The organism is Kitasatospora sp. NPDC053308 (genome assembly GCF_055585785.1).
Genome location: NZ_JBVJJY010000014.1, coordinates 22892 through 40884 on the forward strand (window position 1 = coordinate 22892; position 17993 = coordinate 40884).

The following is a 17993-nucleotide window of genomic DNA, read 5'->3' on the forward strand; positions in this document are numbered from 1 at the left end:
GGTACTGCTCCTGCGAAGCAGGCCGCGGCATCGTTTCGGTCATGTCAATTCGTGCGAGTCGTTGTGCTATTCCATTGGGGTGTCAGTCGTTCCTACACTGAAGCCCCGCCGCACGGGGGCTGCGGGAGGCAGGTTGCCGACGGGCCCGGGGGAGGCGCGTGTGACTGACCGGGGCTGGGACGAGGACGACACCCGGCCGTACTTCTTCCTCTCCTACGCGCACACCCCGAAAGCCGGTGCGCGGGGCGCCGGCGACCCGAACCACTGGGTCCGCCAGCTCTACCGGGACCTCTGCGAGGCGGTGCTCCAGCTCACCACCGTCCCCGACGGGGTGCCGGTCGGTTTCATGGACGAGTCCATGCACCAGGGCGAGTTGTGGGCCGAGCGGCTGTCCGACGAACTGGCCACCTGCCGGGTGTTCGTCCCGCTCTACTCCCCCCGGTACTTCAACAGCGTGCCGTGCGGTCAGGAGTGGCACGCCTTCACCCGTCGGCCGGTCTACCCGGCGAACCTCGACTCCGAGCGCACCAGCGGCATCGTCCCCGTGCTGTGGGCGCCGATGAGCCGCTACCGGCTGCCCAAGGTGGCCGGCGAACTCCAGTTCAACCACGCGAGTTTCGGTCCCGACTACGCCACCGAGGGCCTGTACGCGCTGATGAAGCTCAGCTACTTCCGCGCAGCCTACGAGCTGGCCGTGCACCGCCTGGCGGCCCGGATCGTGCAGGTCGCGGAGGAGACGGTGATCCCGGTCGGGCGGCGGCTCGACTTCAACTCCCTGCCCAGCGCGTTCAACGTCACCGCCCCCACCAGACAGCTGCGGATCTCGGTACTCGCCTACCACCAGGGCGAGTTGCCCGCGGATCGCAGCCCCGACTACTACGGCGAGCGGCGCACCGACTGGCACCCGTACCGGCCGGTCGGCTCGCCGATCGCGCAGCACGCGGTCCGGCTGGCCCGGCAGTTGGGCTTCCAGCCGACGGTGCACGAGTTCGACGACGAGGCCGAGTCGATCATCGAGGGCCACGCCGAGGCCCCCGGACTGCTGCTGCTCGACCGCTGGGCGCTGCGCGACCCGCACCGGCGCGAACTGGTCCGGCGCTTCGACCGCTCGGACGCGACCTGGGTCAGCGTCCTGGAGCCGTACAACGCCGACGACCCCGAGTGCCGGGAACGCGCGGGCGAGCTCGGCGACTTGAGCGACGACGCGCTGCGGAGCACCCGGCGGGCCGGCCGCCCGAGCTTCCTCGGGGCGACCGGCCCCACCGGGCTGCACTCGCTGGAGGACTTCGACGACGCGCTGCCCAGGGCCGCCATGAAGGCCAAGTACGCCTTCGAGGGGCGCACCAGGGCCGAGCCGGAGGAACCGCCGCCGCCCCGGCCGAGCCTGCGGGACGCCTTCCGGCGCGGCGGCGGGCCCGGACCGGACGGCTCCGACGACGGCCGCTCCGATCGGCACCGGAACAACGGCGACGACCCCTACCGCGAGCACGACCCGTACCGCGAGCACGACCCGTACCGCGACGACGGCGATGACCCCGATGACGGGATGGCGCCCCTGGGAGGACGAGGAAACCGATGACCGAGAACCGCACCAGGAACCTCCGCCTCGGCGGCCTCACCGCCGCCGACCTGGCCGACCGGCGTGAGGCCGAGCGGAAGGCCGCGGAGCAGGACCGCAACGGCCGGATCATCACCTTCTACTCCTACAAGGGCGGTACCGGCCGCACCATGGCCCTCGCCAACACCGCCTGGATCCTCGCCGCCAACGGCTTCCGGGTGCTCACCGTGGACTGGGACCTGGAGGCGCCGGGCCTCGCCAAGTTCTTCCACCCCTTCCTCGACCCGGCCTCCCTGGCCGGCACCACCGGGATGATGGACCTGATCGCCGAGTACCGCGAGGAGGCGCTGCGCCCGGTCGAGCACGCCGACGGCTGGCACCTGGACTTCGCCCGGGTGCACCCGCACGCGCTGTCGCTCGCCTGGCCGCACTTCCCGGCCGGCGGCAGCCTGGACTTCCTCTCCGCCGGCCAGTTCAACCGGGACTACTCCGAGGCCGTCACCCACCTCGACTGGGACATCTTCTACGACCGCTTCGACGGCGGGCAGTTCTTCGACGCGCTCAAGGCCGACATGGCCAAGCGGTACGACTACGTGCTGATCGACTCCCGCACCGGCCTGTCCGACATCGCCGAGATCTGCACCGTCCAGATGCCCGACGACCTGGTGGTCTGCTTCACCCTGAGCGACCAGTCCATCGACGGCGCCTCCCGGATCGCCCAGCACATCCACGACCGCTACCGCGAGCGGGGCATCCGCATCCTGCCCGTCCCGATGCGCATCGACGAGGGCGAGAAGGAGAAGGCGGACGCCGGCCGGGCCCTCGCCCGGGTCCGCTTCGACGGCCTGCCCTCCGGCTTGAACGGCGAGGAACTCGCCCAGTACTGGGGCTCGGTGGAGATCCCGTACCGGCCGTTCTACGCCTACGAGGAGATCCTCGCCACCTTCGGCGACCAGACCGGCACCCCGACCTCGATGCTGGCCGCCTGCGAGCGGCTGACCTCCGTGATCACCGAGGGTCGGGTCACCGGCCTGCCGCCGGTGGACGAGGAGGTGCGGCTGCGCTACGTGGACGCCTTCACCCGCCGCCGCCCGTCCGTCCCCGCCGACCTCTACCTCTCCTACGTCCCCGAGGACCGGATGTGGGCGGACTGGATCGAGTCCGTCCTCACCCGGGCCGGCTTCCGGGTGCTGCCCCGCGACCTCAGCGCCGGCACCGACCCGCGCGAGGAGACCGAGCGCGGCATCGACTCCGCGTACCGGACGGTCGCCGTGCTCTCGCCCGCCTACCAGCGCTCCCCGCAGGCGCGGGCGCTGTGGGAGTCGGTGGTCAGCTCCGACCCGTCCGGCACCCGGCGCCAGCTGCTGCCCGTCCGGGTCGGCGACGTCCGGCTCACCGCGCCGTTCAGCAACCGGAACCCGGTCGACCTGGTCGGCCGCGACGAGGCGCAGTCGGTCCAGAGCCTGCTGCGCGCGCTCGGCCGCGGCGACGCGCCGCTCGGCGACGCCCCCAGCGGCGGACCGCGCTTCCCCGGCAGCAAGCCCTCGGTGTGGGACGTCCCGCCGCGCAACCCCTCCTTCACCGGCCGCTCCGCCGTCCTGGAGCAGCTGCGCAACCAGCTGCGCGGCGGCATGGCGGCCGTCCTGCCGACCCCGCAGACCCTGTACGGGCTCGGCGGCGTCGGCAAGACCCAGGTGGCGCTGGAGTACGCCCACCGCTTCATGTCCGACTACGACCTGGTCTGGTGGATCGACGCCGAGCAGACCGAGCTGGTCGCCCCCGCGCTGGCCGAACTCGCCCGCCGGCTCGGCCTGCGGGTCGGCGACTCGGTCACCGAGGCCGCCGAGGCCGCCCGGGAGGCGCTGCGCCGCGGCGTGCCCACCTCGCGCTGGCTGCTGATCTTCGACAACGCCGACGAGCCCGCCGAGATCCGCCGCTTCTTCCCCGGCGGTTCCGGCCACATCCTGGTCACCTCCCGCAACCAGGCCTGGACCGGGCACGCCGAGGCGCTGGAGGTCGACGTCTTCACCCGCGGTGAGAGCGTCGAGCACCTGTGCCGGCGCGCCCGCAGCCTCTCCCGCCCGGACGCCGACCGGGTCGCCGAAGCCGTCGGCGACCTGCCGCTGGCCGTCGAGGTCGCCGCCGCCTGGCTGGACACCACCGGCACCCCGGTGGAGACCTACGTCGCCCAGCTGCACGCCGAGGCGGCCCGCGCGCTGGCCGTCGGCCGCCCCGCCGACTACCCGACCCCGGTCGCCGCGACCTGGAACGTCTCGATCGGACGGCTGCGCCAGCAGTCCCCGGCGGCGGTGCGGCTGCTCCAGCTGTGCGCGTTCTTCGCCCCCGAGCCGATCTCGATGAACCTCTTCTACAGCGACCAGATGATCCGCGCGCTGGTGAAGTACGACGCCGACCTCAGCGACAAGTTCATGCTGGGCAAGGTGATCCAGGCGATCGGCCGGTACGCGCTGGCCAAGGTCGACGCGGGCAGCAACAGCTTCCAGGTGCACCGGCTCGTCCAGGCGGTGATCCGGGCCGGGATGAGCGCCGACGAGCAGGAGATCGCCGTCCACGAGGTGCACCGCATCCTCACCGGTGCCCGGCCCGTCCTCGGCGACACCGACGACCCGGCCAACTGGCCCGCCTTCGACGAGATCTGGCCGCACCTGTCGCCCTCCAAGGCGCACAACTGCGACGAGGCGGACACCCGCCAGCTGCTCATCGACCGGGTCCGCTACCTGTGGAAGCGCGGGGAGCTCGACCGCGCCCGCGACCTCGGCCACGCCCTCGACGCCGAATGGACCAGCAAGCTCGGCGAGGACGACCGGCAGACCCTGCTGCTGCGCTTCCAGCTCGCCAACGTGCTCCGATCCCAAGGAAGTTACGCGGAGGCGCTGGCCCTGGACGAAGCCACCCTGGAGCGCCAGCGGGCGCTGCTCGGCGAGCACCACCCGTACACCCTGATGACGGCCGGCTCGCTCGGCGCCGACCGCCGGGCGCTCGGCCGGTTCCAGGCCGCACTCGACCTCGACCGCGAAATCCTCGACCAGTTCCGCGAGCTGTTCGGCGACGACAACCCGCGCACGCTCTCCATGGCGAACAACCTGGCGATCGACTACCGGCTCGTCGGCGAGAGCGAGGCCGCCCGCGAGCTCGACCAGGAGACCCTCGACCGGCGCACCGCCGTGCTCGGCCCCAAGCACCCGTACACCCTCATCACCAAGTCCGCGCTCGCCCGCGACCTGCGCGAACTCGGGGACTACCGGGGCTCGGTGGAGCTGCTCCAGGAAGTCACCGCGGAGTTCGGCGACGGGCTCGACCCGGGCCTGCCGGAGAGCCTGCGCAACGCCAAGTCGCTGGCCGTCTCGCTGCGCCGGATGGGCCAGCTCGCCGAGGCCCGCCGGATCACCAAGGAGACCTACGAGCGCTACCTGGAGCGCTACGGCGCCGACGCCCCCGACGCGCTCGCCTGCGCGCTCAACCTGGCCGCCGACCACAGCGCGTTCGGCGACAAGGAAGCCGCCCGCGACCTCTGCGCCACCGTCTTCGAGGGCCACCGCCGACTGTTCGGCGACGAGCACCCGTTCACCCTGGCCTGCGCCAACAACCTCGGCATCTACCTGCGCGGCAGCGGCGACATCCCGGGCGCCATCGAACGCGGCCGGCTCACCGTCGAGGGGCTGACCCGCTCGGTCGGGGCGGAGCACCCGTACACCCTCAACGCGATGATCAACCTGGCCAACGCCTACGGCGACGACGGCCAGCTCGAACTCGCCGAGCAGCTCGGCCGGACCGCGTACCGGGGCCTGTGCGAGCGCTACTCGGCGCAGCACCCGGACGCGGTGGCCTGCGAGGCCAACCTGGCCGTCACCCTGCGGGCGGCCAACCGGCACACCCAGGCCGCCGAGCTGCGGTCGCGGGCGATCGCCGAGCTGATCCGGCAGTTCGGCGAGGAGCACCCCAACACGGTGTCCGCGCGCGGCTGGAAGCGGATCAACCGCGACCTGGAGCCGCAGCCGGTCTGATCAGGAGGGGCGGGGTACGCTGCGGCACCATGAGTGACACCCCGAGTGACACCCCGCCCCCGGTCCCCCCGGTCCTGGTCACCCGGCGCCTCGCGCCCGGCGTCGTCGAGCGGCTCACCGCCCACCACGCGGTCACCTGCCACGACTCCGACCTGGCGATGGACCGGGCCGAGCTGCTCGCCGCCGTCCGCGGCCGGCGGGCCGTGCTCACCACCCTGGACGACCGGGTGGACGCCGAGTTCCTGGACGCGGCCGGCCCCGCCCTGCGGATCGTCGCCAACCACGCGGTCGGCTACCACAACGTCGACCTGGCCGCCTGCGCCGAGCGCGGCGTCCTGGTCTCCCACACCCCCGGGGTGCTCACCACCGCCACCGCCGACATGGCCTGGGCGCTGCTGCTGGCCGCCACCCGCCGGCTCGGCGAGGGCGAGCGGCTGCTGCGCTCCGGCACGCCGTGGACCTGGGCGCCCAACTTCCTGCTCGGCATGGACTTGTCCGGCACCCCGCTGGGCGTGCTGGGCATGGGCCGGATCGGACGGGCGGTGGCCCGCCGGGCCCGCGCGTTCGAGATGCCGGTCAGCTACCACAACCGCCGCGAACTGCCGTCCGAGCAGGCCGAGGGCGCCGACTGGAAGCCGCTGGAGGAACTGCTCGCCACCTCCACCGTGCTGGTCGTCACCTGCCCGCTCGGCGACGCCACCCGGCACCTGCTGGACGCCCGCCGGCTGGCGCTGCTGCCGCGCGGCGCGGTGGTGGTCAGCATGACCGCCGGCGTGGTCGACGAGGAGGCGCTGGCCGCCGCGCTGGAGTCGGGGGCGCTGTTCGCCGCGGCCGTGGACAACTTCGAGCACGAGCCGGCCGTCCCGTCCGCACTGCTCGCCCAGGAGCGCGCGGTGCTGGCCCCGCACCTGGGCAGCGCCACCGTCGCCACCCGGCAGGCGATGGGCGGCCTGGCGGTGGACAACGTCCTCGCGGTGCTCGCCGGAGGCGACCCGGTCACCCCGGTCCCGGCCTGAGCCCGGCGCGGCTGAGCCCGGCGCGCCTCAGCCCGCCGCCCAGGCCAGGGCGGTGGTCATCACCCGGAACGCCCCGAAGTGCGCGGCGCCGGGCTCCAGGAACAGTTCGGCGCCCGGGATGTGGTCGGCCAGCCAGCGGGAGTGGTCGACCGGCGAGAACTGGTCGTCCGCGCCGTGCCAGAGCCAGGTCGGCACCCGGATCGAGCCGACGTCGAAGCCCCAGTCGGCGGTGAAGGCCAGCACGTCGTCGATCCAGCCGTCCGCGCCGTGCCGGAACGCCTCCCGGTAGTTGCTCTGCAGCATCCGCCGCAGCCCGCTGTCGGCCACCACCTCCCGGTCGGCGGGGGAGAGTTCGGTGCGCAGCCCGTTCAGCAGCCGGACCGGGTCGTCCTTGATCTGCCGGGAGCGGAACTCCATCGCGTCGGCGATCCGGCCGTGCCCGCGCTCGGCCTCCTGGTACGCGCGGACGTTGGACGGGGTCATCCCCGCGTACCAGTCCAGGCCGGCCGCGTCGCGCGGCGCGAGGCCCACCAGCACGGCGACCCGGCTGACCCGCTCCGGCAGCAGCGCCGCGCAGGCCAGCGCGTGCGGGCCGCCGCCGGACCGGCCGAGCACCGCGAAGCCGTCCAGCCCGAACTCGTCCGCGATCGCCCGGACGTCGGCCGCCGCCGCGCTCACCCGGCGGCCGAACAGCCGGGTCGAGTCGCCGTAGCCGGGGCGGTCGTAGGAGATCAGCCGCACCCCGAGCCGGTACAGCACGGTGCTGCGCGGGTGCGGGCCGACCCGGCTGCCGGGCATGCCGTGCAGCAGGAACACCGGGCGGCCGCGCGGATCGCCGAGGGACTCCACCGCGAGGGCGCGGTCGTCCGCGGTCTTGACCATCCGTAACGACACCTGCGGCCTCCTCAGTGCTCCCGGTCGATTCGGTGCACCGGGTCGCTTCGCTGTTCCCGGCCGGTCGTCCGCTCCGGGTCGGTTCCGTGTGCGCGTTCGGTCCCCTGCTGCGGACCGGTCCCGTGCTGTGGGCCGGTGTCCTGTTCCGGGCCGGTCTCCCTTTCCGGGCCGGTGTCCTGTTCCGGGCCGGTCCGGGGCTCCCGGTCGGTGGTGGTGCGCACCTCCCGGCGGGCCTGCCAGGTGGTGTGCTCGCGGGAGATCGCGTCCTCGGCGTCCCGGGCCAGCCGGGCCCAGATCTCCTCGGCCTCCGGCGCGTCCAGGTCCAGCTCGGCGAGTTGGACCTGGATCTGGGTCAACTCCTCGGCGGCCAGCCCGTACGCGGCCGCCAGCGGCCGGTACTGGCGCAGCTGCGCCCAGGCGGTGACCGAGGCGGCCACCGCCGAGACGGTGCCCAGCGCGTCGTAGGTGAACGCGCCGAGCGCCCGCAGCAGCGCCAGCACCAGGCCGAGCGCGGGCAGCAGCACGCCGAGCACCCCGGCCCAGTGCCCGGCCCGGGCGCAGTGCCGGGCCTTGGCGCGGTACCAGTCGCGCTGCACCCGGATCCGCTCGTCCAGGTACACCTCACGGCGCACCGCCAGCGGCCGGTCGCGTAGCTCGCGCATCGCCGCGGTGATCTCCACCCCGCCGTCCGGGCCGACGACCGGGCTGTCCCGGAAGGCGCCGAGCACCCGGCCGAGCTGGAAGCGGTACAGGCCCTCGGCGTCCGGCAGGGTGCGCGGCGGCGGCTGGTAGGCGTCGGCCCGGACGGCGTACTTCCAGGCCAGGGTCTTCACGGACTCGGCGGCCGCCCGGCCCTCGTACCAGAGGCCCTGCGGGTTCTGCCGGCTGATCACCACCGCCAGGACGATCGCGCCGAGGTAGGCGACGGCGGCCGGCCAGGCCCAGGGCTCGCCGTCGGCCGAGCCGGTCGCGGCGGCGACCACCAGCAGGACGAGTTCCCAGGCGGAGAGCAGCACCGAGCGCTGCTGCCCGCGCAGCGAGGCCGCGTCGGCGGACCAGAAGAACCCGGGCAGCAGGTCCCGCTCGCGCACCCACCCGGTGCGCCCCGCACCAGACGCCATGTTCGGCCCCCACCCGTCGCTCCGGTCGCACCGCTCTCCTGCCCCGGGCGGGTTCCCGGTACGCCTGGCGCCACCCGGGGCGGCCCGCAATGGCCGGGAAGACCCGGTGGATTGTCCGGTACGCCCCGTGTTCACGTCGGCACTCAGCGTGTGTGGATGTGTCGGGTGCACGGGCACCGCGCGGTTCGGGGGGCGTACGGGTTGCGTGGGCGTACGGGGTGCGCGGGTGCACGCGGTTCAACGGTTCAGCGGTTCAGGGGGCGTGCGGGTTCGGTGCTCAGTGGGTGTAGAAGACCCGGTCGGCGTTGTCGGCCATCTGCTTGGCGTTCCACTCGGTGCCGCCCGGGACGTTGCCGGAGCGGAACAGCGGCGGCGCGGGCGCGTCCCCGGCGGCCGCCCGGTCGGCCAGCCGGCCGACCGCGGAGGCGACCACGGCCTGCATCAGCGCGCTGGTCACGATGGTGGAGACCGGGCCGAAGGCGGTCTCGGCGCCGGGGTGGGTGAGCTCGCCGTCGCCGACCGCGATCTTGCTGTCCAGCACCACGTCGCAGTGGTCCTTCAGGTACGTGCCGGACGGGTGCGCCGAGGGCACCTCCTCCGGGTAGGCGAGCGAGGTCACCCCGATCACCCTCAGGCCGCGGTCCCGGGCGTACCGGGCCAGCTCGACCGGCATGACCTGGCGGCCGGACAGCGAGATCACGAAGAGCAGGTCCCCGCTGGTCGCCGGGGTCAGGTCCAGGGTGGCGGTGGCCAGCCCGGAGACCCGCTCCAGGGCGCTCGACAGCGGCGCGGGCATCACCGTCACCCCGGCCGTCCCGGGCACGTTCAGCAGGTTCATCGGGACCAGCCCGCCGGCCCGGTAGACCACGTCCTGGGCGGGCAGCGAGGAGTGCCCGGCGCCGAAGGTGAACACCCGGCGGCCCTCCGCGATCGCCTCCGCCAGCAGCGCGGCGGCGGCCTCGACGGTGTCGGCCTCCTCCTCGCGGACCCGCTGGAGGTGGGCGATCGCGGCGTCGAAGTACCTGCCGACCAGGTCGTTCATCGGGTGCCTCCGCTCTCTGCCGGTGAGGGAGCCGGCTCGGTGGGGCGGTCCTGCTGGTCCGGACCGCCGGTGGAGAAAGCTACGGCGAGCACGGTCGCGTTCCGGTGGTGCCGCTGTCAACAGGAACGAAATCCCGTCCCCGGAGCCCCCGCGCGGGCCCGGTTGCCGCCCCGGTACGTCAGAATTGGCGATGAGGACACCGAGGAACGGAGCCAGCGGCGATGTCTGGGCTGATCGACACCACTGAGATGTACCTTCGCACCATCCTGGAGCTGGAGGAGGAGGGCATCGTCCCGATGCGCGCCCGGATCGCGGAGCGCCTGGAACAGAGCGGCCCCACGGTCAGCCAGACGGTCGGCCGGATGGAGCGCGACGGACTGCTCCAGGTCGCCGGGGACCGTCACCTCGAACTCACCGAGGAGGGCCGCCGGCTCGCGGTGCGCGTCATGCGCAAGCACCGCATCGCCGAGTGCCTGCTGGTCGACGTGATCGGCCTGGAGTGGGAGCAGGTGCACGAGGAGGCCTGCCGCTGGGAGCACGTGATGAGCGAGACCGTCGAGCGCAAGGTGCTCGCCATGCTCGGCCACCCGACCCAGTCCCCGTACGGCAACCCGATCCCGGGCCTGGACGAGCTGGGCGACGCCAAGGCCGAGGGCGAGGGCTTCGACGCCGGGCTCGTCCCGCTGGACACCGTCAAGCCGGGCGAGGCCGGGGCCGACGTGGTGGTCCGCCGGATCGGCGAGCCCATCCAGACCGACAGCGTGCTGATGAGCACCCTGCGCCGGGCGGGCGTCCGGCCGGGCTCCACGGTCAAGGTGAGCGCCGGCGTCGCCGGTGTGCTGGTCGGCAGCGGCGACAACGCGGCGGAGCTGGGCAAGGACATCGCCCAGCACGTCTTCGTCGCCCGGTCCTGACGCAGTCCTGACCCCGGGCTCGATCCGGTTCCACTTCCAGTCCCAGTCCTGACCCTCCGCTCCCCGGACCGCCGAGCGGGCCCGCTGCTCCCTCCCAGAGCAGCGGGCCCGACCCGCCTCCCCGTTCCCTCCCGCCCTCCCCGATCCCTCCCGCTTCCCCGCCACCGCCTCGCCCGGCTTCCCCGTCCGAGCGCCCCTTCGGCGTCCCCGCACCGCCATTCCTCCCCTCGGCCGATCATGGCAATCCTTGAGCGCTGTCACTCGTACGGGGGGCTTCTCCGGTTGACCAGCGGGTAGGCGGAGGCCTTATCCGGACACGCGTATGACGGGCCCCGCCTCCGGTGGGAGACAAGGCCCGTCACTCGCGCGCGTTGTGTCGCGCGGTGCGCGCCCTCGCCCGATCGGCGTAAGGCGGCTGTCCGGGGGGAGGTGGGCAGGCCGGGCGCCCGGTCAGCCCACCGGGGCCGGCTGGGCGGCCGGGGCGGCGCGGTGGGCGGGCGCGTCGCGGCCGCAGGCGTACGCGAGCGGGCTGATCAGCTCGGCGGCGTCCGGCAGCCAGCGGTTGAGCGCGGAGGGGGAGCGGGCCCACTGGGCGTACCCGGTGGAGCCGATCCGGGACGGCGGGGCGACCGTCCAGTCCCCCTCGCCGCGGGCCACCAGGTCCAGTCGGCCGGGCGGCCAGCCGAGCTTGCGGAGCATCTCCGGGAGCTTGGCGGCGACCCCGGGCAGCACCAGGAAGTGCAGCCTGCGGCCGACCCGGCCGGGCGCGGCGGGCAGCACCGCGACCGGGCCGAGTTGGAGGTCCATCCGCTCCATCCGGGCCAGCGCCAGGCAGCCGGCCGTCTCCGGCACGTCCAGGACGTCGAACGAGCGGCCGGTGGGCAGCAGGATCGAGGCCTGCGGCCGTTCCGTCCACCAGCGCCGCACCGCGCCCGGTCCGGCGCTCGCCTTGCGGGCCCAGTCCGCGTCCATCGGGTGGGCGCCCGGCAGCGCGCAGCGCGGATCGCCGCAGGAGCACCGGGCGGGCCCTTCGCCGTCGATCAGCCAAGCGCCCGGGGCCACCTCCCAGTGGCGGTTCTCGGCGTAGCCGACGGCTTCGATGAGCAGCGGGGGCAGACCGGCGTTCTTGTCCTGGCCGGAGGCGTCGGGGATGTCTTCCACGCGCTGCTCAACTACCGTGCGTGAGGCGGGTTACGGCCCGGAGGTGCCCGGTTGGGCGCATCCCGGCAATGTCACCCGTTCCGGTTACTCGACCGAGTTGGTGCGGTCGGGGGCGGGCGCAGCGGGGGCGCACGGGAGCATTTCCCAGGGCGCAAGGGGGGTGCGGATCGTCACCGTGGGTATCCCGCTGGCGTTGCTGATCGCTAACCTGGTGTCAGATTCCTTGGACGGTCGGACAGTCGGCAACAGATCAGCAGAATCGTCGCCCACCGGCCGGGACCGGAGGGTGTGGGGAGGCGAAGCCCAATGGCCGCGAGACCACTCGTCGCACGACAGCCCAACGAGCGTCTGCAGCAACTGATCCAGGAGGCCAGCTGCTCCAACGCCGGCCTGGCCCGGAGGGTCAACCTCTGCGGTGCCGAGCACGGTCTGGACCTGAGGTACGACAAGACCTCCGTCGCCCGCTGGCTGCGCGGTCAACAGCCGCGCGGGCAGGCGCCGGCCGTGATCGCCGAGGCCCTGGGCCGCAAGCTCGGCCGCAGCGTGTCGGTCGAGGAGATCGGCATGGCCGACGGCAAGAACCTGAGCTCGGGCATCGGGCTGCAGTTCGCGCCCACCCTGGGCGCGGCCCTGGAGCAGGTCTGCGAGTTGTGGCGCAGCGATGTCGGCCGGCGGGACTTCCTGACCGGGGCGACGGTCGCCGCCTCCGCGCTGGTGGAGCCCAGCCGGGACTGGCTGATCACCCCGCCGGACCCGGTGGTGGCGCGCACCGGCGGCCCCCGGGTCGGTCCGACCGATGTGGCCGCGATCAAGGCGACCACGGCGATGCTGGTCGACCTGGACCACCGCTTCGGCAGCGGGCACGTGCGCCCGGTCGTGGTGCACTACCTCAACTCGGTGGTCTCCGGCCTGCTCGGCGGGGCCTACCGGGAGGAGACCGGGCGCCAACTCTTCGCCGCGGTAGCCAGGTTGACCGAACTTGCCGGCTACATGGCGGTGGACACCGGACAGCCGGGACTGGCCCAGCGCTACTACATCCAGGCCCTGCGACTCGCCCAGGCGGCCGACGACCGCGGCTACGGCGGCTACGTGCTGGCCGCCTCGATGAGCCACCTGGCGGCCACTCTCGGCAACCCGCGGGAGATCGCCCAACTCGCCCGCGCCGCCCAGGAGGGCGCCCGCGCGGTGGCCACCCCGACGGCGATGGCGATGTTCTACGCCGCCGAGGCCCGCGGCCACGCCCTGCTCGGCGACGCCCGCTCCTGCGAGGCGGTGGCGGCCAGGGCGCTGGAGATGATGGAGAAGCGCCGCGCGGAGGACGATCCGGACTGGATCGCCCACTTCGACGACGCCTACCTCGCGGACGAGCTGGCCCACTGCCACCGGGACCTGGAACAGGCCGGCCAGGCCGAGCACTACGCCCGCCGGGCGCTCGACCTGCACCCGCCGACCCGGGTCCGGCGCCGTGCGGTCGACCTGGTGCTGCTGGCCACCGCCCAGCTGCAGCAGCGGGACCTGGAACGCGCCTGCGAGACGGGCACCCAGGCGGTGCGGCTGCTGAGCGGGCTGCGCTCCAACCGGGGCGTGGAGTACCTGGACGAGTTCCGGCGCCGGCTGGAGCCGTACCGGGAGCAGCGGGTGGTCCGGGAGTTCCACGCCCGGGCGGACGCCGAGGCGGCCTGAGGGGAGGCGGACCGGCCGGGGCGGCCCCGGATCGTCTGTGCAGGGAGCGTGACGGATGTCCCGCCCACGTGGTCACCCGGTGAGGTGAACCGGTAGCGTGGGCGCGACGTCCAAGGAACTGTGATGCTCCCAAGAACCGACGAGATGTGGTCCGCCGTCAGCGCGCGGTCCTGCACAGGTGAGGAATCGCGTTGAGTCAGCGCCGCTCGTACCCCAACTCGGGTGACTTCAACCTGGACGACCTGTTCCGCCCCGAACCGGGCCAGCCGCAGGGCCAGCCGGCCCAGCCCCCGTACCCGGGGCAGCCGGGCCAGCCGGGCCCCGCGGCGGTGCCGCCCGTGGGGCAGCCGTCCGGGCAGCCGGAGTACCTCGGCGAGGGCGCGCACGCGCTGCCGACGCACGTCGCCCCGGCCCCGCCGACGCCCGCGGCGGGCGCTCCATGGGGCGCGCCGCAGCCCGGGTACGGCGCTCCGCAGGCCGAGCCGGCCCCGGAGACGCAGCACCTGCCGCCGTACCCGGTCGGCGACCCGCAGGCGGGCGGCTACCCGGCGCCGCAGCCCCAGCCCGGCTTCCCGCAGCAGCAGGCCGCGCCCGGCTACCAGGCGTACCCGCCGGCCGCGCAGCCCCAGCCGGCCCACCCGGCGCAGGACTACCAGCCGGGCTACGCCCCGAGCCACGGGCAGGGCTTCGACGCGACCCAGGGGGGTGGGGGCGGCCGCGACCGCCGCCCGTCCGGCAAGCTGATCATCGGCGGGGTGGTGGCGGGCTGTGCGGCGGCCGGCATCCTGGTCGCCGTGCTGATGGGCGGTGGCGGCACCGACACCAAGGATGACAAGAAGACCACCCCGGTGGCCGCCGGCACCGGTACGACCACCGGCGCGGCGAGCGCGAGCGGCTCCGGTGCCGCCGTCGACCCGGAGGTCAAGGCCCAGGCGCAGCCGCTGTCGGACCTGCTGGGCACCGCGAGCGACAGCCGCAGCTCGGTGGTCTCCGCGGTCGCCTCGGTGCAGAAGTGCGACAAGCTCCCCGAGTCCCAGCAGGCCCTCACCGCGGCGGCCGGCAAGCGCCGCGAGCTGCAGACCAAGCTCGGCCAGCTGAAGACGGACAAGCTGCCCGGCGGCCAGCAGCTGGTCGAGCAGCTGAACGCGGCGTGGGCCGCCTCGGCCCAGGCCGACGACGAGTACGCGGCCTGGGCGCAGGACGCGCAGGCCGGCTGCGACGCGAAGAAGCAGGACAACCAGCACTACAAGAACGCCGTCCAGGCCAGCGGCACCGCGACCACCGCGAAGAAGCAGGCCTCCACGCTCTGGAACACGATCGCCGGCCAGACCGGCCTGCCGGTCCGCGGCGACGGCGACCTGTAGACGGCGGCGGCCCGGAGGCGACGGCGGTCGGTGGGCGACGGCGACGTCCGGGTGCCTGCGGCCTGGGGCGGGAGCGGCAGGACGGGCGGGCGGGGCGGGGCCTCCGGCGGGCCCGCCCCTCGCGTGTCAGGCCGGCGGGCGGCCTCCGGTGAGCGCCCAGCGGATGTCCACGAAGCCCGGCTGCTGCAGGGTCATCCGGCCGTTCTTGACCACCTGGTAGGTGACCCAGGTGTTCACCAGCCGGGGCGACTCGGTGCTGGGCAGCATGTTGGTGCCGCCCCAGTTCAGCGGCGGGGTGATCCCGGTGTCGATGCCCTCGCCGGCGTCCAGCAGCCCGGTGACGGACTTCGAGGTGACCGGCTTGCCCGCCTCCGACAGCTTCTGCGTCACCGTGCGGAACACCTCGTAGGCGACCCAGGTGGTCTGCACCCCGGGGTCGGAGACGTCGATGGTGTTCCCGCCGGTGGTGTCGGCGCGCACCACCGCGCGCAGCCCGTCCCAGATCTTCGCCGACTCCGGCGGGTACCAGCTGGTGACGTAGGCGCCGCCGAGCGGGCCGGTGTCGCCGCCGGTGGAGTCGACCACGGACTGCTGGACGCTGCCGATCACCGAGGCGATCCGGGTGTTCTTCGGGTTCAGCCGGCGGTAGGAGTCGAGCAGGTTGCCGGTGGGCAGGGCGGCCAGGGCGCTGGTGACGCAGTTGCCCGCCTCGTCCTTGCCGATCGCCTTGCGGGCCACCTGGGTGTAGTCGGAGGACTGCTCGGGCGCCTTCACGTCCTGCAGCCTGATCCCGGCGGGGCGCAGCGCGTTGCCCAGGTAGCCGAGCAGGTTGTCGCCGGCCGGGGTGTCCGGGCGGACCAGGGCGACGGTCTTGCAGCCGGCCTCCACCAGCTGGCGGCCGTTGCCGGCGATCAGCGCCGGCAGGCCGCCGTCCACCGGGTAGGACAGCGGGCTGGAGAACTCCGGCTGGGAGAGGCCGTATCCGCCGATCAGCGGGATCCCGGCGCGCTCCAGCACCGGCATGAAGGCCTCGCCCCACTGGCTGTACGAGCCGATCACCGCGACGACCTTGGCGTCCACCGCCTGCTGGGCGCAGGCGCGGGCGCCGTCGGCGCTGTTGCGCTCGTTGCAGGTGAGCACCCGCAGTCGGCGGCCGTTCAGCCCGCCCTTGATGTTGACGTCCTGGCCGATCGCGGAGGCGAGCGCGGTCATGCCCGGCCGGTCGGCGGTTCCGGTGCCGGACGGGGCCCAGGTCATCACCGTCAGGTCGTCGCCGCCGGCGGCGTCGGCCGGTCCGCCGCACGCGGAGGCCGAGAGGAGGGTGGGGAGTAACGCGGCCGCGGTCACGGCGGCGGCGATCGGACGGCGGCGGCGCCGCCCGGACGGGGGACGGCCCTGGAACGAGTCCCTTCGGCTGGTCATCGGTCTTCCCTCTCTCTGGGCGCACTCCGGCGCACCGGAGACAGCCAAGCCCCGGTGCCACACGCCGAGAGGGCCGAAATGTGAACGGTTCACCAACGGCAGCCGAAATCCGTACCGGTACGCGTGTAGATCGCGAGTGGAGTACGAACGGACAGGGAACGTACGATCGCTCACCATGTCCGCCAGCACAGATTCTTCGCACCGGTACGCCCGAAACCCTTCTCGTCCGGGCCACCGCTCCAGCACGATGGGCGGCATGCCGCTCAACGACCTGCCCTGGTGGCGCTGGCGAGCCCGACTGCGCTCGGCGCTGCACATGCTGTCCGACCCCGTCTTCCAGCAGGAGGCCTGGCTGTCCGGCCGGGAGGGGTACGGGGACGTGACCGACGCCGTCTACCGGCTGGTCGAGGACACCTGGCTGGACCGCTGGTCCGCCGAGAAGTACGTGGGCACGATCTTCCGTGACTCCGCCGAGGCCGCGCTGGTCGACGTCGCGGTGCTGCGGGCGGTGCGGCTGCTGCACGAGGTCGGCGCGGACGCCCCGGCCTCCGCCTACCTCGGCCACCCGGGCTGGCCGGAGACCGTCCGGGCCGCCCGCGAGGCGCACGTCCTGCTGGCCGTCGGCGACGGGGACGACCCGGACGCGGCGCCCAAGTCGCTGGACGTGCTGCGCATCCTCACCCAGGTCTGAGCGCCGGGGCCGGCCGGTCCCGCTCCCGGCACCCGGCGCCCGGCACCCGGCACCCGGCACCCGGCACCCGGCACCCGGCACCCGGCGCCCGTTCCCGGGGCCGGCCGGGCCGGCGGGTCGGCCGGGGCGGACGCCGCCGTCCCGCAGTACGGGCAGCGGGGCGGCGAGTGTCCAGGATGTGACACGCTGGACCGTCCACGCACGTCACGAGCTCAGAACGGGATACACCCAAAGTGGAACAGCAGCCGGCCGGCGCCCAGTACGTCCTCACGCTGTCCTGCCCCGACAAGCAGGGCATCGTCCACGCTGTCTCCAGCTACCTCTTCATGACCGGCTGCAACATCATCGACAGCCAGCAGTTCGGGGACGGCGACAGCGGACTCTTCTTCATGCGGGTGCACTTCTCCGCCCCCGAGCAGGTCACCGCGGAGAAGCTGCGGGCCAGCTTCGCCGCGATCGGCGCCTCCTTCGCGATGGACTGGCAGATCCACCCGACCGAGGAGCGGATGCGGATCATCCTCATGGTCAGCAAGTTCGGGCACTGCCTGAACGACCTGCTCTACCGCACCCGGATCGGCGCCCTGCCGGTGGAGATCGCCGCGGTGGTCTCCAACCACACCGACCTCCAGCAGCTGACCGAGAGCTACGGCATCCCCTTCCACCACATCCCGGTGACCAAGGACACCAAGGCGGAGGCCGAGCAGCGGCTGCTGGACCTGGTCGCCAAGGAGCAGGTCGAACTGGTCGTGCTGGCCCGCTACATGCAGGTGCTCTCCGACCAGCTGTGCACCGAGCTGTCCGGCCGTGTGATCAACATCCACCACTCCTTCCTGCCGAGCTTCAAGGGCGCCAAGCCGTACCACCAGGCGCACGCCCGCGGCGTGAAGCTGATCGGGGCCACCGCGCACTACGTCACCGCCGACCTGGACGAGGGCCCGATCATCGAGCAGGAGGTGGCCCGGGTCACCCACGACGTCAGCCCGGACCAGCTGGTCGCGATCGGCCGGGACGTCGAGTGCCAGGCGCTGGCCCGTGCGGTGAAGTGGCACAGCGAGCACCGGGTGCTGCTCGACGGCTCCCGCACGGTCGTCTTCGCGTAGGT

13 protein-coding genes are annotated in these 17993 nt (G+C 73.6%); 8 read left to right on the forward strand and 5 right to left on the reverse strand.

Translation table 11 applies throughout. The features are described 5' to 3' along the window. Window positions 1–160 precede the first annotated feature (160 nt). From ACZ6Y7_RS26680 to ACZ6Y7_RS26690, 3 genes are read left to right on the forward strand one after another with little or no spacing between them, the layout of a single operon-like run. On the forward strand, window positions 161–1579 hold the full coding sequence (locus tag ACZ6Y7_RS26680) for a TIR-like protein FxsC (RefSeq protein ID WP_465760467.1): 1419 nt from the start codon (window positions 161–163) through the stop codon (window positions 1577–1579). Then, window positions 1576–5583, forward strand: coding sequence for an FxSxx-COOH system tetratricopeptide repeat protein (gene fxsT / locus ACZ6Y7_RS26685; RefSeq protein ID WP_465760468.1), 4008 nt, complete (start codon window positions 1576–1578; stop codon window positions 5581–5583). The genes ACZ6Y7_RS26680 and fxsT overlap by 4 nt, the downstream gene beginning before the upstream one ends. A 29-nt stretch (window positions 5584–5612) precedes the next feature. Continuing rightward, window positions 5613–6599 carry a 2-hydroxyacid dehydrogenase gene (locus tag ACZ6Y7_RS26690; protein WP_465760469.1) on the forward strand — a complete coding sequence of 329 codons (987 nt, stop codon included), beginning with the start codon at window positions 5613–5615 and terminating at the stop codon, window positions 6597–6599. A 27-nt stretch (window positions 6600–6626) separates the two neighbouring features. Here ACZ6Y7_RS26690 and ACZ6Y7_RS26695 read toward each other — a convergent pair whose 3' ends face one another. The 3 genes from ACZ6Y7_RS26695 to ACZ6Y7_RS26705 form a co-directional block, all read right to left on the reverse strand. Continuing rightward, a complete protein-coding gene (locus ACZ6Y7_RS26695) occupies window positions 6627–7481 on the reverse strand; it encodes an alpha/beta fold hydrolase (RefSeq protein ID WP_465760607.1) in 855 nt (284 codons plus the stop codon). Window positions 7482–7504: 23 nt separating this feature from the next. Next, window positions 7505–8614 (reverse strand): DUF4231 domain-containing protein, encoded by a 1110-nt coding sequence (locus ACZ6Y7_RS26700; protein ID WP_465760470.1) that lies wholly within the window; start codon window positions 8612–8614, stop codon window positions 7505–7507. Between the two features lie 277 nt (window positions 8615–8891). Continuing rightward, on the reverse strand, window positions 8892–9656 hold the full coding sequence (locus tag ACZ6Y7_RS26705) for an SIS domain-containing protein (RefSeq protein ID WP_465760471.1): 765 nt from the start codon (window positions 9654–9656) through the stop codon (window positions 8892–8894). Between the two features lie 221 nt (window positions 9657–9877). Here ACZ6Y7_RS26705 and ACZ6Y7_RS26710 point away from each other — a divergent pair, with 221 nt between their 5' ends. Next, a complete protein-coding gene (locus ACZ6Y7_RS26710; RefSeq protein WP_465760472.1) occupies window positions 9878–10570 on the forward strand; it encodes a metal-dependent transcriptional regulator in 693 nt (230 codons plus the stop codon). A 450-nt stretch (window positions 10571–11020) separates the two neighbouring features. Here the strand turns inward: ACZ6Y7_RS26710 and ACZ6Y7_RS26715 are convergent, their stop codons facing one another. Beyond that, window positions 11021–11731: a bifunctional DNA primase/polymerase gene (locus ACZ6Y7_RS26715; RefSeq protein WP_465760473.1), complete on the reverse strand. Its 711-nt coding sequence runs from the start codon at window positions 11729–11731 to the stop codon at window positions 11021–11023. A 306-nt stretch (window positions 11732–12037) separates the two neighbouring features. On the opposite strand from ACZ6Y7_RS26715, the gene ACZ6Y7_RS26720 reads away from it, so the two are divergent. Together ACZ6Y7_RS26720 and ACZ6Y7_RS26725 are read left to right on the forward strand one after the other, a co-directional pair. Further along, a complete protein-coding gene (locus ACZ6Y7_RS26720) occupies window positions 12038–13414 on the forward strand; it encodes a transcriptional regulator (RefSeq protein ID WP_465760474.1) in 1377 nt (458 codons plus the stop codon). A 191-nt stretch (window positions 13415–13605) separates the two neighbouring features. Then, window positions 13606–14778: a hypothetical protein gene (locus tag ACZ6Y7_RS26725; protein WP_465760475.1), complete on the forward strand. Its 1173-nt coding sequence runs from the start codon at window positions 13606–13608 to the stop codon at window positions 14776–14778. Window positions 14779–14904: 126 nt separating this feature from the next. Here the strand turns inward: ACZ6Y7_RS26725 and ACZ6Y7_RS26730 are convergent, their stop codons facing one another. Then, window positions 14905–16200: an ABC transporter substrate-binding protein gene (locus tag ACZ6Y7_RS26730; protein WP_465760476.1), complete on the reverse strand. Its 1296-nt coding sequence runs from the start codon at window positions 16198–16200 to the stop codon at window positions 14905–14907. Between the two features lie 256 nt (window positions 16201–16456). Here ACZ6Y7_RS26730 and ACZ6Y7_RS26735 point away from each other — a divergent pair, with 256 nt between their 5' ends. Further along, on the forward strand, window positions 16457–16891 hold the full coding sequence (locus ACZ6Y7_RS26735) for an SCO4402 family protein (RefSeq protein WP_465760477.1): 435 nt from the start codon (window positions 16457–16459) through the stop codon (window positions 16889–16891). 233 nt (window positions 16892–17124) lie between these two features. Further along, window positions 17125–17991 carry a formyltetrahydrofolate deformylase gene (gene purU, locus ACZ6Y7_RS26740; protein WP_465760478.1) on the forward strand — a complete coding sequence of 289 codons (867 nt, stop codon included), beginning with the start codon at window positions 17125–17127 and terminating at the stop codon, window positions 17989–17991. Window positions 17992–17993: the final 2 nt, after the last annotated feature.

Bases quoted from the DNA above. Each gene is read 5' to 3' on its own strand.
- fxsT (WP_465760468.1), top strand. From the start codon at position 1,576: ATGACCGAGAACCGCACCAGGAACCTCCGCCTCGGCGGCCTCACCGCC.
- ACZ6Y7_RS26690 (WP_465760469.1), top strand. From the start codon at position 5,613: ATGAGTGACACCCCGAGTGACACCCCGCCCCCGGTCCCCCCGGTCCTG.
- ACZ6Y7_RS26695 (WP_465760607.1), bottom strand. From the start codon at position 7,481: ATGGTCAAGACCGCGGACGACCGCGCCCTCGCGGTGGAGTCCCTCGGC.
- ACZ6Y7_RS26700 (WP_465760470.1), bottom strand. From the start codon at position 8,614: ATGGCGTCTGGTGCGGGGCGCACCGGGTGGGTGCGCGAGCGGGACCTG.
- ACZ6Y7_RS26705 (WP_465760471.1), bottom strand. From the start codon at position 9,656: ATGAACGACCTGGTCGGCAGGTACTTCGACGCCGCGATCGCCCACCTC.
- ACZ6Y7_RS26710 (WP_465760472.1), top strand. From the start codon at position 9,878: ATGTCTGGGCTGATCGACACCACTGAGATGTACCTTCGCACCATCCTG.
- ACZ6Y7_RS26720 (WP_465760474.1), top strand. From the start codon at position 12,038: ATGGCCGCGAGACCACTCGTCGCACGACAGCCCAACGAGCGTCTGCAG.
- ACZ6Y7_RS26730 (WP_465760476.1), bottom strand. From the start codon at position 16,200: ATGACCAGCCGAAGGGACTCGTTCCAGGGCCGTCCCCCGTCCGGGCGG.
- ACZ6Y7_RS26735 (WP_465760477.1), top strand. From the start codon at position 16,457: ATGCCGCTCAACGACCTGCCCTGGTGGCGCTGGCGAGCCCGACTGCGC.